Source organism: Thalassotalea piscium (assembly GCF_030295935.1).
GTDB classification, from domain to species: Bacteria; Pseudomonadota; Gammaproteobacteria; order Enterobacterales; family Alteromonadaceae; genus Thalassotalea_B; species Thalassotalea_B piscium.
Genome location: NZ_AP027362.1, coordinates 1,109,008 through 1,126,216 on the forward strand (window position 1 = coordinate 1,109,008; position 17,209 = coordinate 1,126,216).

At 36.1% G+C, this 17,209-nt stretch carries 13 protein-coding genes; 5 read left to right on the top strand and 8 right to left on the bottom strand.

Features of this window, described 5'->3' with window-relative positions:
• Positions 1-12 precede the first annotated feature (12 nt).
• Positions 13-207 carry a hypothetical protein gene (locus QUD79_RS04690; RefSeq protein ID WP_286290054.1) on the bottom strand — a complete coding sequence of 65 codons (195 nt, stop codon included), beginning with the start codon at positions 205-207 and terminating at the stop codon, positions 13-15.
• A gap of 327 nt (positions 208-534) precedes the next feature.
• Here QUD79_RS04690 and QUD79_RS04695 point away from each other — a divergent pair, with 327 nt between their 5' ends.
• Both QUD79_RS04695 and QUD79_RS04700 read left to right on the top strand, forming a co-directional pair.
• The gene (locus tag QUD79_RS04695) at positions 535-1,416 is read left to right on the top strand and encodes an ABC transporter ATP-binding protein (protein WP_184423751.1); all 882 of its coding nucleotides are present in this window, start codon (positions 535-537) and stop codon (positions 1,414-1,416) included.
• A 1-nt stretch (position 1,417) separates the two neighbouring features.
• Positions 1,418-2,422 carry an ABC transporter permease gene (locus QUD79_RS04700; RefSeq protein ID WP_184423750.1) on the top strand — a complete coding sequence of 335 codons (1,005 nt, stop codon included), beginning with the start codon at positions 1,418-1,420 and terminating at the stop codon, positions 2,420-2,422.
• 7 nt (positions 2,423-2,429) lie between these two features.
• Here the strand turns inward: QUD79_RS04700 and QUD79_RS04705 are convergent, their stop codons facing one another.
• Positions 2,430-4,568, bottom strand: a complete 2,139-nt coding sequence (locus tag QUD79_RS04705) for a winged helix-turn-helix domain-containing protein (RefSeq protein ID WP_184423749.1) — start codon at positions 4,566-4,568, stop codon at positions 2,430-2,432.
• Between the two features lie 383 nt (positions 4,569-4,951).
• Between QUD79_RS04705 and QUD79_RS04710 the strand changes: the two genes are divergently transcribed.
• Positions 4,952-7,999 (top strand): TonB-dependent receptor domain-containing protein, encoded by a 3,048-nt coding sequence (locus QUD79_RS04710; RefSeq protein ID WP_184423748.1) that lies wholly within the window; start codon positions 4,952-4,954, stop codon positions 7,997-7,999.
• 153 nt (positions 8,000-8,152) lie between these two features.
• Positions 8,153-9,271 (top strand): metallophosphoesterase, encoded by a 1,119-nt coding sequence (locus QUD79_RS04715; protein ID WP_184423747.1) that lies wholly within the window; start codon positions 8,153-8,155, stop codon positions 9,269-9,271.
• A gap of 117 nt (positions 9,272-9,388) precedes the next feature.
• Here the strand turns inward: QUD79_RS04715 and QUD79_RS04720 are convergent, their stop codons facing one another.
• The 5 genes from QUD79_RS04720 to QUD79_RS04740 all read right to left on the bottom strand — a co-directional run bounded on the left by QUD79_RS04720 (position 9,389) and on the right by QUD79_RS04740 (position 14,296).
• Positions 9,389-9,922: a GGDEF domain-containing protein gene (locus QUD79_RS04720; RefSeq protein WP_184423746.1), complete on the bottom strand. Its 534-nt coding sequence runs from the start codon at positions 9,920-9,922 to the stop codon at positions 9,389-9,391.
• Positions 9,923-9,937: 15 nt separating this feature from the next.
• Positions 9,938-11,191 carry a 7TMR-DISM family protein gene (locus tag QUD79_RS04725; RefSeq protein ID WP_184423745.1) on the bottom strand — a complete coding sequence of 418 codons (1,254 nt, stop codon included), beginning with the start codon at positions 11,189-11,191 and terminating at the stop codon, positions 9,938-9,940.
• A gap of 158 nt (positions 11,192-11,349) precedes the next feature.
• Positions 11,350-12,768 carry an L-serine ammonia-lyase gene (locus QUD79_RS04730; RefSeq protein WP_184423744.1) on the bottom strand — a complete coding sequence of 473 codons (1,419 nt, stop codon included), beginning with the start codon at positions 12,766-12,768 and terminating at the stop codon, positions 11,350-11,352.
• A gap of 79 nt (positions 12,769-12,847) precedes the next feature.
• A complete protein-coding gene (locus QUD79_RS04735; protein WP_184423743.1) occupies positions 12,848-13,207 on the bottom strand; it encodes an MliC family protein in 360 nt (119 codons plus the stop codon).
• Positions 13,208-13,819: 612 nt separating this feature from the next.
• Positions 13,820-14,296 (bottom strand): hypothetical protein, encoded by a 477-nt coding sequence (locus QUD79_RS04740; protein ID WP_184423742.1) that lies wholly within the window; start codon positions 14,294-14,296, stop codon positions 13,820-13,822.
• A 921-nt stretch (positions 14,297-15,217) separates the two neighbouring features.
• On the opposite strand from QUD79_RS04740, the gene QUD79_RS04745 reads away from it, so the two are divergent.
• The gene (locus QUD79_RS04745; RefSeq protein WP_221435163.1) at positions 15,218-15,577 is read left to right on the top strand and encodes a YbaN family protein; all 360 of its coding nucleotides are present in this window, start codon (positions 15,218-15,220) and stop codon (positions 15,575-15,577) included.
• A gap of 843 nt (positions 15,578-16,420) precedes the next feature.
• Here QUD79_RS04745 and QUD79_RS04750 read toward each other — a convergent pair.
• Positions 16,421-17,011, bottom strand: a complete 591-nt coding sequence (locus QUD79_RS04750) for a DUF4202 domain-containing protein (RefSeq protein WP_184423741.1) — start codon at positions 17,009-17,011, stop codon at positions 16,421-16,423.
• Positions 17,012-17,209 lie beyond the last annotated feature (198 nt).

The following is a 17,209-nucleotide window of genomic DNA, read 5'->3' on the forward strand; positions in this document are numbered from 1 at the left end:
TTACCTATAGAGTTAGGTGTAATTTAAACGGTCTTCACTGCTATGTAAGATAGTCTGCCATAACGCTTTTTTTGTCGAGTTATTTAGACATTTAAGCTGATCAGCAGAAATTAAACCACTTGCAATTATTTTACCCAAAAGGGCCTGAGTTAATTCTATTTGTACTTTTTCATTATCAATAGAAAATGTTTGAAAATCTGTCATCATACCCCCTAACAAAGTGTGTAATATCAATTTCACTAACTGTGTGTTCATTTCTACTGGCAAGAACAAATAATAAGTACGTTATTTATTTAACCATTGCAACAACGAGCAATTAACCTAAATACCTTGTATTCGATTGTTCTAGCTGCCAATAAAGTAGATCACCTCATTAATGTAACTGGTATAATTAATAGCGATAATAATGAGCATAACTGATAATAACCATTATGTAAATGAGAATTGTTTTCATTTGGTTTGCGTTGGTTTGTTAGGTAAATTTTACAGCACAAGTTTATTAGGTTGTTAAAGAATAATGCAAAGGCAAGTTATATGAATGTAGTAATAGAAGTAGAGAACTTAGTTAAATGCTACAAAGAGTTTAAAGCTGTTGATGATATTAGCTTTACGATTAATAAAGGGGTTTGCTTTGGTATATTAGGGCCTAATGGTGCGGGAAAAACGACGACAATTGAAATAATGGAAGGCATTATAAAGCCCACTTCAGGCCAAGTTAAGTATTATGGCCAACCAATGAAAAGCGAAATTGCGCAGCAAATTGGCATTCAGTTTCAAAACACCGCTTTACAAGATTTTTTAACAGTAAAAGAAACACTTAACTTATTTACCTCTTTTTATCAGCATGCAGTTGATCATAGTGAGTTAATTCAATTGTGTGATTTAGGTGAGTTTTTAGATAAAGACAATCGGTTACTCTCAGGTGGGCAGCGCCAACGACTATTATTAGCTCTGGCATTAATTAATGATCCAGAAATTATATATTTAGATGAGCCAACCACTGGCCTTGACCCACAGGCAAGGCGTAACTTTTGGCAATTAATCGAAAATATTAAAAAACGTGATAAAACTGTTATTTTAACGACGCATTATATGGATGAAGCTGAAATGCTATGTGATGACGTAATTGTTGTTGATAGAGGAAAAATAATAGAGTCTGGCCGCCCGCATCAACTCCTTGAGAAACACTTTCAAGAAGTGTTTATATATTTACCTAGTAACCAAGTGTCTCCAAGGTTAATTGAACAGTACCAATGGAGAAATAACGGTGAACGGGTTGAAATTAGCTCAAAGAATATCGAGCAGAGTTTATCGTTACTAATGACAGAAAAAGTGTCCCTTGAGGGGCTGCAGGTAAAATCTGCTAATTTAGATGATTTATTTTTAAAGCTAACTGGCCATTCATTAAGAGAGTAATATGAATTTCAAACGTTTTTTTGCCGTTGTTAAGGCACGTAATATCGAGTTTGTCCGAGATAGATCGTCATTGTCGTGGAGTATGATATTTCCTATATTGCTATTAGTTGGTATGTCATTTGTTTTTTCTGGTGATGGTCAATCTCAATATAAAATAGGTGTTATTAATTTAGCACAGGCTGACGAGCCTTTTACTCAAACCAAATACATTGATTTTATTGGTTATACAGACCCTGTATTAGCACAAACCAAGTTAGCACAACACAGTATTGACTTATTAATTGATTTTTCTAAAAGCAGTTATTGGATCAACCCTTCATCACCTAAAAGCTATCTAGTAGAGAAAATTTTACTTGCCAGCCATAACAACTTTAGCTCTGAAGAAGTTTCAGGGCAAAGAATTCGATATCTAGACTGGGTTTTACCCGGCGTACTAGGGATGAATATGATGTTTAGTTGTCTATTTGGTGTGGGCTACGTTATTGTGCGATATCGAAAAAATTCAGTATTAAAGCGTCTAAAGGCAACACCGTTAACAGCATTCGAATTTGTTAGTGCTCAGCTCGTATCACGATTAATTATTGTAATGGCGACATCTTCAATTGTGTATGCCGGCTGTAACTTCTTTTTTGATTTTTACATGCTAGGCCGCTATATCGACTTATTTATTATAGGTGTATTAGGTGCATTTAGCTTGATAACCCTTGGTTTATTAGTCGCTAGTCGCTCAAAAAGTGAAGAATTGACCGGAGGATTACTTAACTTTGCTTCATGGCCGATGATGATCTTATCTGGTGTTTGGTTCAGCTTAGAAGGCGCTCCACCTTTGCTGCAAAAAATTGCAGACTTCTTACCATTAACGCATTTAGTTGCGGGCGCAAGAAAAATAATTACAGAAGGTGCAACACTCACCGATATTAGCTACCACGTCGTTGTGTTAATTATTATGTCAATTAGCTTTTTACTTTTAGGTGCGTACTTTTTTAGTTGGAATGAAGAACGCTAGATATTTATTAGTCTATAGGGTGCAATAATGGATGCACTAGCTGCTTAATATCTGACTGGGGAGATTGTGAACCCGTAAATAAAAGCTCTTGTGTTTTATCAATAAAACTCAGAGAAGTCGTTAGCGGTAAAGATCGCCTAGGAAGGCGAACTATAGGGGTAACATCTCGTAAAAATAAATCATAATATGCAAATATATTTTGATTATTATAGTTTCTTTTAAAGTAAATGCCTTTAGGAGTATAGGCCCAAGTATAAGTGGTGTTAAATACTTTGCCACTGATTTTTTTGATAGGTTTATTTGTACTTGTTAAGTCTTTTTGCCATAAGCCAGAATGTTGGTTAGTGTAAAGCAAAGTGCTCTCGGTAGTCATAATACCAAAGCGTCCACCGTCAAACGAAATGCGTTTGCTTTCACCGCTCTTTATATTTATAAGATGTAAGTCGGCATATTCTTTTTCATACACGGCAGAAATAATTGACTGATCGTCATAAGACCATGTAGGACGGTTGTGGTGTAAATGCTCGCTTGGTACGACTGACAGCTGATTGTTTTGTAGATCGTAAATGTATATTTTTTCAGCCAACTCATCGTTTACAGGGCCTAAAAATGCAATCTTATCGCCTGAATTCGACCAGCGAGGATAACGTACAACTTTTTGTAAATTGGTGAGTTGTTTTCGATTTTTACCATCTCGGTCGGCTATCCATAATTCATAAAATCCTGATTCGTTCGAAATATAAGCCACTTTATCTTGTTTAGGTGAATAGTGAGGATTTTGGTGGCTAAACTCCGATTGAATCACAGGAAATGGACTAGAAGCAATATCACTAGTAAGTGAAAGATTAGCTAAATGATACTTTTCTTGGCGTTGCTGAAAAAATAATTCACCAGATTTTTTTGCAAAGGCAGGGTAACTAAACCCAGGAATATTTAGTGGTTCAGTTAATTTAGAGCTAATATCGACAACATATCCATTACGAACATCAGCACGCTGTGCAGCATACACTAATTGTTTGCTATTGGGGTGCCAAGTAATGCCAACAATATCTTCTTGCCCCTGAGTAAGTTTGACTGTGTCTTTTGTTTTAAGGTCAACTAAATATAAGTTTTCATTAAAACGATTAACGCGCCTTGATAAAGCGATATACTTCCCATCGGGCGAAAAACTGAAATCGCGCTCGCGATATCCACAATTTTTGCTACATGAAAAACGCCAAGGTTGACGAGATAAGTCGGTCAAATCTAAAAAATAAATGCCGTTGTCATCAGCCGGTTCTCTATAGCCGTGAAATGCTAGCGTATTATTGTCAGGTGATATATCTAGATAATAATATCCCCCTTTTAAAGGACAGGTGGTAATTGCACTTTTTTGATTAGTGGCAACCTTCAATTGCATTATATTACAGCTTTGTCTATCACGGGCTTTTTCAGCATAATATAGATATTGACCGTCATTACTCCAAATAGAGTGACTAATGTAGCCATCACCAAAAGTTAACTGTACAGGTGCTAATGCTGGGTTTTTACGATCTGTAATATAAAGGTTCGCACTGTCGGTTTCATCTATCCATTTAAATACAACCTTATCCCCGTTAGGTGAAGGAGATGCAAATAGCTCACTGCCAGGCTCTTTAGTAATTTGTGTAATTAAAGGCTGTGAAAATATTGCTGCTTTATTATTTTGCTGCCAAATAAACACTAAAGAAACAAAGATAATGACAATTGAAAGGCTTAGATACCAATAGTTCGGTGCTTTTATGGGTAAGCTTTCTTGATGTTCGTTTACAGTTTGGGATGAATTAGGTACTGTATGAAGTTGGTATTCGGGGGTAACTAGTAATCGATACCCTACCTTTCTGATTGTTTCAATAACATCGGTATCGCCATTAATGCCTTTTAAGTTCTGACGTAAATGCCAAATAGCATTAGTTAGTGCATTTTCACCCACATATTCGTTACCTGCCCAAATTACTTCAATAATTTCATCTCGTGGAACTACGCGAGGAAATTGCTCAGCTAAATAACACAGAAGTTCAATAAATTTAGGCTGTAAAGACACTTTCTCTGCGGTGCTTAGTTCTATTGCACATTCACTTGGCAATACTCGGCAACTCGCTAATTTAAATGGTTGGTCATATTTCATCGACCTTACAAATATCCTTTAAGTGGTGTTAATTTAATGTCATTAAAATCTAGCGTTGGAAGAATCGTACGCTTAATGCGTACTTGAACATTGATAATAGCGAGATAGTGCAATATTAACAATGAAGAAAAGCAAACAAGCCCTAAATTATTCTCTGATAACACAATGTTTACAATTGACCGAGTGTTTTATCTATATTTTTAAGTTGTTGTATTTAATGGAGTTAAACAAAATAGATGTAAAATAGACCTAGAAACGAGTGAGCACCGATGGTACTTAATGGCAATCTCCCATACAAGTGGAGGCTGACTTTTAACAGTCAGATAAATATAAAAAAATATTAAATTATTCTATTCACCAAAACATGATAAACGGGAGCCGTGATGAATAAAAAACTTATCACTATTGCAGTTCAAAGTGCCATTTTTAGTGCCTCAACAGTATTTGCTTTAACAGCATTTGCTGGTGAAGAGCAAATATTAGCTCAGGTCGCAAAACCAGCAGCAGAATCACCTTTAAATACTAAAGCATCGAAAGAAGTAGATGAAAAAATCACGGTAACAGGCTCTAGGTTACGCAGAGACAGCTTTAGTGTGGCAACACCATTAGCAATAATGAGTAAAGAATCAATTGAAGATACAGGTTTAGGTTCTTTATCGGAAATATTAGTGGATGAGTTACCTCAAATTTCTGAAAGTAGCAGTAATACAAATACTCAATCTAATATTACGGCGACAGGTTTATCCACAATTAATTTACGTGAGTTAGGCTCAAGTAGAACATTAACATTAATTGATGGCCGTCGTGTTGTTTCAAATAGTCATAGTAGCAATTCAGTGAGTTTATCTACTATACCAACAGGTATGGTGCAACGCGTAGAAGTAATTACTGGAGGTGCATCTGCTGCATACGGCTCTGATGCAATCGCGGGCGTAGTTAATATAATTACTCAACAAGATAAAGAAGGGTTTTCATTTAAAGCGCGAGGCGGAGAAAGCTCTGAAGGTGGCGCAAGAGAATATACCTTAGATTTAAACTATGGTACTGAGTTTGCGAATGGTCGAGGGTATATGTATGTAAGCTCAACTTTTGATAAGCAATTTAGCTTAACCTATGAAGATCGCAAAAGAGCACAGCAACAAGAATCTCATTTCTACGATGACGATAGAATGTGTAACGCAATGCTTACTGAGGCAGAGCCCAGAGACGGCCAATGTATGCGAGATATAAACCCAAGTGATTGGCGAAGCCTAAGCGACTCAATCGCAGGAGGCGTTTTTCATGAAGGGAGTGGCGGTGTTGGTGGCTTTTGGTATGACGGACAAACATTACGCAGTGACTGGGTAGAAGAAAAGTATGGTATTGATACTGATCAATATGTACAGCTTAAAGTACCAGATGAAGGTTTAAATACAGCAATTAAAGTAGATTATGAGCTAACTGATGACATTTTGTTTTATGCACAAATTCAACATAGCTTGAATAAATCGTTCAATAACAAAGCACCAGAAAGTGAAGATGAAAGCGACAAAGTGATCACGTTTGACCCAGTTACAGGCGAATTTGGTGAAGTAGTGATGGGGCGAATTTCTCGTGATAACCCATTTGTACCAGCTGAAATTGCTGCAGGTGGTGGCAGTACAATTAAGTGGGATAGAGCATTTAACGAAGTAGGTCGAATTTATACCGACAATGAACGTAACACTGTACGTTCATGGGCAGGTTTGCAAGGTACTGCTTTTGACGGAAATTGGGATTGGGATTTATCAGTAGGTTATGGCAGGTTTACACAAGACCAACTGCGTGGTAACGAAATTAACACCATTAAAGCCTCTTATGCGCTAGATGCAGAGTATGCTGAAGACGGCGTTACTATTCAATGTGCTGACGCACAAGCAAGAGCAGATGGTTGTTTACCAATGAACTTATTTGGTGAAGGTTCAATTACACCAGAAGTGGCTGACTACATTCGCGCTAACCCAACTATTAATACTAAAGTTGAGCAAGTTACGGTAACAGGTTATATAGCTGGCGACTTATTTGAAATGCCAGCAGGGCCTGTTGCATCAGCATTTGGTTTTGAATGGCGTAAAGACTCGCAAGAGGTAAGAACCGGAGGCGGAGCTACCGAAGGTGGTATTACTTTTAACTACGTACCTCAATATGAAGGCGAAGTTACGGTTAAAGAGTTATTTGCTGAAGCGGCATTTCCTTTATTAAAAAATGTTACAGGCGCTAAAAGTTTATCAGCAGAAGTTTCTGCACGTATTGCTGATTATAGTTGGTCAGGAACAGACTTAGTACAAAGTTATAAAACAGGTATTGTGTGGGAAGTTGTTGAAGGTTACGCGCTAAGAGCTAACTGGGCAAGAGCACAACGAGCACCTTCTATTGATGATTTATTATCACCACCAGCAGGCGATTATGACTCTTATTCTGATATTTGTTATGGGACAACAGCGACATCTACTGATGCAGGGCATGACAACTGCCGTAAAGAGCCCACCATTGCCGCAGCTATTTTAGTTGATGGAGAGTTTGATGAAAGTGATACCAACTACTCACCAAGTGTTGGTAATGAGAACTTAATTGAAGAAACAGCTGATACATTTACTGTAGGGGTTTCGTTAGCTCCGGCTTTCGCAGAAGGCTTACGTATTGCTGTAGATTATTACGATATTGCGATTAAAGACGCATTATCTAGTTATTCAAACGAAGATATTATGCGTTACTGTTACGATTCTTCATTAGCTTGGGATGCAAAAGGCGGTAGTAATGCTTTTTGTAATGATTTAAAACGAGATGAAGACGGTGCCCTTATTGAGGTTATGCAACGTAACTATAACGTTGATGAAATAAGTACGAGCGGCGTAGATATCGCCCTAGAATACTTACATGACTTAGCGCAATATGGTCGTCTTAAATTTAAGACTGACTGGACGCATATAATTGATTGGGAAAAAACAGTTCAATCGCCAGATGGTCCAGAAACTACGGATTATTCAGGGTATTACGATAATGATATTTATGACACTCAAGGTTCTGCATCATTAACATGGTATAAAGATGAATGGCGTGTACGTTGGAGTACTAAATACAAAGGACCGATTACCGTTAATAAGAATGACCAAGACAATTGGCTTGATGATATGGCCAATAATACTGAAAATTGCTCAGCAGGTAGCGAAGCGTGTATTACTTACCCTGAACCTTTACAGTTCAATGAGCTAGGTTCATACATTAAGCATAGTTTATCTGCGTCATATACCACAGAAACTACAACCGGTGCTGAGGTGCGTATTTCAGGCGGTATAAATAACATTTTTGATAATAGAGGTGATTATAGTTTAGGTGGTAGAGGACATTTCTACAGCGGCTATGGTAGTAGTGTCGGGCGTTTCTTCTACTTAGGTGCTGAGGTTAAGTTTTAGCAGTCACTGTAAGTTGTTAACCAAGGATATTCTTCCAAAACACAGCACAAGGAAGTGCTAATTGGCAAAACGGAAATTGTCATATTTACGCTGTAACTTCACATGGATGTGAAGTTTTTAACTAACTAATAAAACCATTTACAGAGTTCTGCTATGACATTCTTCAAATATGCCTCCTTTATTATATTAACTATTTTAGTCTTTGTGTTACCTAGCAAAGCATTGCTTGCTAATGAGAAAACTAATAATAAACAGTTAACCGTTTCTGATGGGCCTTATATTAATATTGATCCTGCCCAGCCAAATCTTGAAATCAATTGGCTTTGTCGTAATCAAGTTAATCAGACAATTATTAACATTCAAACCGCACCATTACCATATTACTTTAAAGCGTGTGACCTTAATGCTGCGGTTGACCGGGTCAGCTTTAAAGCAGATGCGATGGAGTACGAAGGTAAATTTAATGTAGTAGCGTTAAGTGACTTACACGGACAATATGATCTAATGCTAACGTTGTTGAAAAATAATAGCGTAATCGACCAGCAGGGCAATTGGGCTTTTGATGATGGACATTTTGTTATTACCGGCGATATATTTGATCGAGGTGATAAAGTAACTGAAATTTTATGGTTTATCTATAAGCTAGAGCAACAGGCTGAACAAGCAGGTGGTAAAGTGCATTTGTTGTTAGGAAACCATGAGGTTATGGTGCTTAACGGTGACCTACGTTATTTACACCCAAAATATATACAAACGGCAGCCTTATTCAACCAGCCATTTGACGCGTTATTTTCAAAAATATCGATTTTAGGTCGCTGGTTAAGAAGTAAATCTGTACTAGTAAAAGTTAACAATATGTTATTTGCACACGGTGGTTTTCATCCCTCTTTAGCCCATGAAAAACGCACATTAGAAGAAATTAATCGTGTGTTTAAAAGTAATTTAATTAAAAACGAGCTAACTGAACCAAGAGCCGGTTGGGGGCGTTATTTGCATAAAAGCAACGGGCCTATTTGGTACCGTGGCTATTTTAAAGATGACGGGGCAAGTTCTGCAGAAATAGACTTGCTATTAAAGCACTTTAACGTAGCGCACTTAGTCGTTGGACATACCTCACAAAAACAAGTTGAAGCACGATTTCAAGGAAGGGTAATCGCGATTGATTCAAGTATTAAAAATGGGCAATACGGAGAAGTATTACATATTGAAGGAAATAAGTTATCCCGAGGAACACTTAGTGGTAAAAGGTTACCTTTATATGAAGATAAATAATTTTTTGAGTATTTTAACGTTAATGTATATATCATCAAAACGATTCAAGCAACTAGCTAAGCAATAGTTTGGTGGTTGAAAGAGAGTAGTAGTGTGTTTAAATTTAAGGGTTAGCTACTACAAACTACGCGTACAGTTTCTACCATCACTTTTAGCTTGATAGAGCGCTTTATCTGCTAATTCAATCAATAACTCAGCAGATGTAGCACTATTGGGAATAAAACTAGCAACACCTAAACTTGCGGTAATATTTATTGTTTTATCTGAAATTACAATATTTAAACTTTCAATGCCTTTACGAATATGTTCGGCAATTTTTATTGCTCCATAGTTATCAGTGTTAGGTAAAATAACAACTAACTCTTCGCCACCGTATCTACATACTAAGTCTGGCGAGCGTTTAACCATGTTGTACATTGTGCTAGCTACCATTTTTAGGCAATGATCACCGACTAAGTGGCCGTGAGTGTCATTTATATCTTTAAAATAATCAAGATCGAGCATTACTAATGAAATACTAGACTGGTTGCGTAATGCCCTTGAAAACTCTTGATGTAGCACCTCATCAAAATAACGACGATTGCGAATACCCGTGACTTGGTCCATTGTAGATAAGTTAGATAATTCTTTATTTAGTTGTTTTACTTTCACTAAAGCGTTTGCTAGTTATTTTGTACGCGAATTTACTCTGCTTTCTAGCTCTTGATTCTGCTTTTTCTGGGTAAAAATCAATTCTTCCTTAATCAGAAGAGACTCTTTTTCTGCAACAAGGCGGCGGTTCATTGCATCATAAAAACGTTCAGCAAGCGCAAAAGATAGTAAAATAACTTCAATACCGGACCCTATTTGAGCTGCAGATTCCGTAAAAGTGTTTCGTGGTAATATGCCTAGCTTGTTCATTGACAAGATGGCCACTCCAATTAGTAGCGCACTCCATGCAGCTGAAAAGTAAACATCATACTTATATCTTCGGTTAAACATAACATAGTAGCTAACGGTTAAAATTGTACTACTGATAACAATTGCTAAACTTGCGACATACGGGATCATCATCGAATAGGGGTAGACAATACTTGCCGCGGTTGCAATTAAGCTAACTATAATGAGTAAAGAGGTAAACTTATATATTTTAGGGTAATTAATCTTTACTTTTAAAAAGGCATTAACAAATAAAAGAGCACAAACCAAAGCTATTGGTGATAACACGGCAAGACTTTTTTCATTCCAAGTAGGGACATTTGGCCAAAGAAACTGGAATGCAAAACCAGATAAAGTTAATTGATTTATAGCAAAAATAGACACATAAATTACATAATATACATAAACATTGTCTTTAACTCTAAAAAATAAAAATAGATTATACAATGACATAACTAATACAACGCCATAGTAAAGACCATGCTCTATAAGAAAGTTTTGTTCTCGTTCAAAAAATGTATTGTTTGGCCAAACAGTCAGTGAAAACTGTACCGCACTAGTTGAGCGTATTTTTAATAATATCGTTTGTTCTTGATCGGTTTTAGGTAATGGAAATAAAAATGCACGATGTTTTATTGGGCGTTCGGAAAAGTTATATTGATCACCTGTTAAAATGGTTTCAACAATTTTACCCTTTTTAAGGCGATAAAAAGAAATATTATCGAGCAGTGCGTAATCAAGCTCTAAAAGCCGTTCATGAGCTTGTGCAGGTAATGCAAAGCGAAACCAGTAGGTATGAGGTGAAAACCCATAAGAAGGTGTTCTCGAAATACTTTTTTCCCATTGCAAATTATTTTGATCAAAAACTTCTTCGTTAAGAATATCGAACACAGTTAATTGATGTGTAGGATCGATTAACACTTCAATTTGTTCGCCCTTTATTGAAGCCGACTCTATACTTTGTGCGTGAACATAGAGAGGGCTGATGAACGAAGAAAGCAATGCAACTAAGCTAATAATACTTAGCCTAAAAACCAATTTGAATTGAAAGATAGCTTTTCCTCAGTAGAAATATACAGACCAGAGTTATCTGTTCATAGTACAAGAGAGATGTCACTCTTTAACAGATAAATTTTAGTACCTTAGTACCAATGTATTACCTAACACTCCGCAATATTTACAGCAATAGCAAGGCCGCCCTCAGAGGTTTCTTTAAAACGATTATTCATGCTTTTCGCCGTTTCCCACATGGTTTGAATAACTTCGTCTAAAGTAACTCTTGCATTGGCCGGATCACTCTCAATAGCTATGTTTGCAGCGGTAATGGCTTTAATTGCCCCCATTGAGTTACGTTCAATGCAAGGAATTTGCACTAAACCCCCAACAGGATCACAGGTTAGGCCTAAATGATGCTCCATCGCAATTTCTGCGGCCATTAGTACTTGACCAGGTGAACCACCCATTATTTCAGTTAAACCTGCTGCTGCCATAGCCGAAGAAACACCCGTTTCAGCTTGGCAACCGCCCATCGCGGCTGATATTGTTGCGTTTTTCTTAAACAATGTGCCAATTTCACCTGCAACTAATAAAAAACGAATGATTTTGTCGTTTCCTGTAAATTCAGTAAATGCCTGTGAATACATTAAAACAGCTGGAATAATACCGCTTGCGCCATTAGTGGGCGCGGTAATAATTCGTCCGAAGTTAGCATTTTCTTCATTAACTGCTAAGGCAAAACAAGTCACCCATTTATTGATATTAACAAAGTTTTCTTCAGCGTCATCAACTAACTGATACCATTGTTCGCGAGTTTTATATTTTTTGTCTTCACCTAATAATTTTCGGTTTAAACCTGCTGCTCTGCGAGCGACTCTTAAACCACCAGGTAACACACCTTCTTGATTCACCCCCTTGTAAATACAGTCTTTTATATTTTCCCAGATGTATAATGCTTGCGCTTGAGTTTCCTGTTTTGTTCGCCAACTTTCCTCATTAAGGTATATGAGATCTGAAAAGGAAAGCCCTAACTTTTCACAATTTAACAGAACATCTTTTCCATGATGACAAGGGTAGGGTGTTCGGGTAAGCACTTTATCAACAGAGGTTTGTTCTTGTGTGGCAACAAATCCTCCGCCTATTGAGTAATAATCTTGTTCAAGTTCTAAACCGTCATTAAAAACAGCTTTAAAGACCATGCCATTGGGGTGAAAGTCTAGGCTTTTAGTCATATTTAAAATAAGGTGATGACCATAAATAAATGGGATCTCGACTTCACCACCTAACTTTAGAGAGTTTGCAGACTTTATTGCCGCTATTTTTTCAGTTATTTTGGTGGTATCAATTGTCTTAAAATTTTCACCTGAAAGGCCCAACATTCCAGCAATGTCTGTACCATGGCCAATGCCTGTTTTGGCTAATGAACCATAAAATTCAACAAACACTTCTTTTACATCTGACAGTTTATGTTTTTTTCGAATAAGATCTAAAAATAATTCAGCCGCATTCCAAGGGCCCATAGTATGTGAGCTTGAAGGACCAATGCCGACCTTTATAATTTCAAAAATACTGATTGATTCCATTTTATCCCTCATTCTATTTAAACGTTTAACACACTATGATAGTAGGCTAATTTTACTAGATAGCATTATTATTCAAGCTTTAAATTGCAGTACAAAACTCGATTGTATCACCTGATGTTCCATTAGCATTATGGTTAAGTAGTGTAGCCGATGAACCCGACCCAATACCTTTTGTCCACCACTCTAGCTTATCTGAAACGTAGCGTGAACCACTTGCTGAAACGGTGATCTTCATTTCAATTTCATTGCGCTTATATGTAACGATAGCTTTATTAGTAGTAGGGTAACTTGCCGTTATAGTGTCGCCGCTCTCGCACAGGTAATGGTGTAATTGGTGTGGTGTAGCTAATGCCGTTTCTTTATTTTTTTTATTAAAAGAATTTGTACAAGCTGAAATAAGTATTGTTGACGCTATGGCAAGGGAAGTTAATATTCTCATACGGGTCTCCGTTTTTAGTTATTGTTATCAGTTTGTTTGAACTTCAAGTGTTCGCTTTATTGTAGGGTGGTTTTAAATAAGAAAATTAATTAAATAACCTGAGCTCTGGATAACGGATGTACGAGCAACACCGATAAAGTTATATTTTTCAATTGCTTATTATAGAACAATCGTATTGCTTATGTAGTTATATATCAATGTTATAAGTTTTGAGTGAATCAAGCCAAATTTGCGTACCTAATAGCGAGCTATTAGTAGCAAATTTAACGCAGATACGCGCAAAAATCGTAACATTGACGTGCTTAGCTTATCCGGAACTAAGGTTAAATAGAGCTATTAACTAAAGTATATATTTTATAAGGGGATAAAGTAATGAAAAATATAGTAATACACGTAATTGATAGACTTTACGGTTATGTTTTAACCATACAAGGATATAACGATACAGCAACCATTAGGTTCACTATGTATTTAATGGATAATCTCATCAGTAGGTTTTTTTGAGGTGCTAGTATTGCTAGCTATTTGAAGTGCTTAACGCTAATTAAGCACTTTGATCATTATTATCTATTTAATTGAATATGTTACTACACATTTTTTCTAAACACTTAATTAAACCGTGCCAGACTTACACTGTCTTTTTCGTAATAATTCATCAAATACTAAAGGGTTTTTCAACTCAGAGGTTATTACTTCAGACACATTTACGCCAGTATCTACTTCTTGAATCCATAAGGCTATTTTATCGTTATCTAACTTTCTATTTAACATATAGCTTTTATTGGCATCTAGTTTTACTTTAAAGTTAACATAGGTTTCTTTTGTACTTTCAGGGATATGACGTTTAGTGACGCTAGCCTTGACCCATAAATCGTGCTCGCCGCTAATGTATTGTTTAGGCTCAGACCAAGTTGTTGGCTTCTTTTTAAAGCACATTAAGTGAGCGTATTCTATTTCTGTGCTTTCAACATTTTTAAAGTTTTCAAATCTAAAGTGATCTTCTTTAATCTCTGCTTTTATCGGCAAAACGCTACAACTCAGTGTTATGGCACCCAAAGCCGGAAGAATGAGTAACTTTAAATATTTCATATTTATTTCCTTATAATCATTAAATGTAAAAAGTGTTGATTAGGTTGTTTTGTTTATTGCTTTAACCATTTTAAAAGAGATTCGTAGCCACATAATAATGCCTATCAAACCTAATACTAATAAAGAATAATACATTACGCCATTTCCTATGTTGCTATATATAACAATACCCTAACAAAAAAATCAAAAAAATCAAAAAAAGTGGAATGGTAATTGTAGCTGCAATTATTTGTAATTTTCCAGGCTTTACTTTCATACTTGGTAATATTCCTTTATAGCTTTATTATTTAAAGATCAACAGACGCTAGTTATACTATTAGGTAATAACGTTTTTATTGGCTTATCTTTTGTTAGGGCGTGTTGAACTTTCGAGTACAAATCTTGTACGAAACGTATCCGTAGGACAGCGCCTCTTTGGTTTTTCTACGGCATTTTCACTTATTTATGGAGAACAACTCCATTACATAAGTTCAGCCTTGTATAAACATCAAATAAATCGCTGCAAAAATGTACAGCAAAGGTCAACACGCCCTAGCGATATGCCCTTGTAATGAAGACTCTATTTTTTATTTGATTTATACTTAACCAGAGTTCGGGATAATGGATGTGCGTAAAACATCTAAAGTAATATTTTACAATGCTTTAGATTACTTTTTATAAGTACTAAGTGCATTTTTACTACCAATGCTATAATTTTTGTGTGAATTAAGGCTGACTTGTGTACCTAATAACCAACTATTTGTAGCAATAGTAGCAAATTAACGGTTTTTTAGTTCCAGTAAAAACCAAGTACCTAGGTCATTGCAGGCAACGCAGATACGCGCAAAAATCGTAGCTTTGGCCTACTTAGCTTATACTGAATTTAGGTTACTTAACCTAATTCGCTTTGTATACGCAGATATATTGTATGGTGTTAGCATTATGTTATTAAAAATTTCAGGATTGTTTTTTGTCGGCTTAGCGCTTTTAGGGGCGGTGTTACCAATATTACCTACGACACCCTTTTTACTAGTTGCTGCTGCATGTTTTGCCAAGTCTTCTCCTCGTATGCATAAAATGTTACTCGAAAACAAAGTGTTTGGCCCGTTAATTTATCATTGGCAGCAAACTAGAAGTATTCCTAAGCGTGCAAAAATTATTGCGTTACTATCAATGTTACTTGCGCTGGCGTGGTCGTGTTATATTTTACCACAATGGTATTTGCAATTAACTGTTGTGCTATTAGTACTAGGGCCGTTTATATTTATTTATCGATTACCTTTGTCGGACGGTAATCGATAAAAACTTTACGTGCTTAATTAACCTCAGTCCGGCTTAAGGTCTTTTACCCCAAAATGCTATTTAAGCGCCTATCTGCGTTCTTTTTACGCCCAATAACCTGCTATTGGTTTGTAAAAACGCCTTGATAAGCACATATATCGATTATCGGGTTACACTCAAAGAGTTAAAGTCCGAAATACTAATATTTCATCTTAATGTTGCAGGGCAACATAGATTGAAGCTAAACAATAAAGTATGAAACTGAGACAATAAAGTTTAGAGTTTTTTGATTAGTATTCCCGACCGCTTCTAGCCATAAGAGGACATTAGCTTTTGTAAAATAATAAGCATATTAGTGGCAATTCAACTAAAAATAATTATATGTTTGAGGGACTGCTGCAAGCTCTTAGCTGCCGTAGATATTTAATTATTGAACGTTAACTTTGAGCCTAGAACACATTACAAGCCTCTCCATACCTGAGCCATCAAACATTAATGTTTCAATCTTTATTGTAATACCAATCTCACTAACTATGTATTCATTTCTACTGGTTAAAATAATCAACTACTGCGTTATTTATTTTATAATTAGAACAACTAGTTATTAAAATAAATGCTTTGTATTTGACTATTTTAACTGCGTATAAAATAGATCACTTAATTAATGAAACTGGTATAACTACTTAGCTTATCAAAGAGCATGGGGTTTTATAATGTTTTAAACTTTATTGTTTCCTTACTATTTTGGCATGACCGATAAATAGGGCATGCAAGAGAAAAAAGTTCTAACCTCTATTGTTCTCCCACACTTAATTATTGTCATTAAAACTAGATCATTATAAAGCCCATTAACCCGAACTTAGGTTAACTATCTTCATTTAATGCTTTTTCAACTAAGTTGGCTAAGTGTGAAGGGAGGTTTAGTGATAACGCAATTTTACGCCCTTGCTCAGACATTTTCTTCCAGGTTCGTTGTAAAATTCGGATAATTTTTTCTTCACTATGTTTAGCGGCAAATTCGTTAAAATAGTGTTGTAAGAATACTAAACAAGCGACATCTTCCAACGTTTGACTTTGATGATTTGTTTTTAAGTGCTCTTTTCTAATGATACTCGCTGTAGCTTCAGCTTCTAGGTCACTATAATCATATTCGATCATTAGCTCTTTAGTTGTTTGCGCATGAAACATGCCTAACGCCTTACGCCATGTTAAATATCCTTGTCTACCCTCAGAGAATGCAGTGCGTTTAAGGTGCCAACGTTTAATATGTTGTGCCCGTGCTGCAATTTGTAAATATTCACCTGCATCGGGCCAATGTTTAGCTAAACATTCACTCATATAATGCCCATAGAGTAACTCTTTAGGTTGGGCAATAGAATCAACTATAGTGGTATTTGGATCTTGTTCATTCATGCGGTCAATAGCATTGAGTATATTAGTTAACTTTGTGGTCATAGACATTCTTTGTAAGTATAGGCGCTAATAATGTTAACTTTTTTTAGTAATTTTACCAATACAAGCGTGATTTTTTCACTTTGAACTATTTTTAAGCAAGAGAAAGCAAGATCTGTATTGTCGTATTCAAGGGTTTTAAGTATAATGCTTTCCCGTCCTGTCAGAATCGTTAGTTTGTCTCAAACTTTTACGAATTTG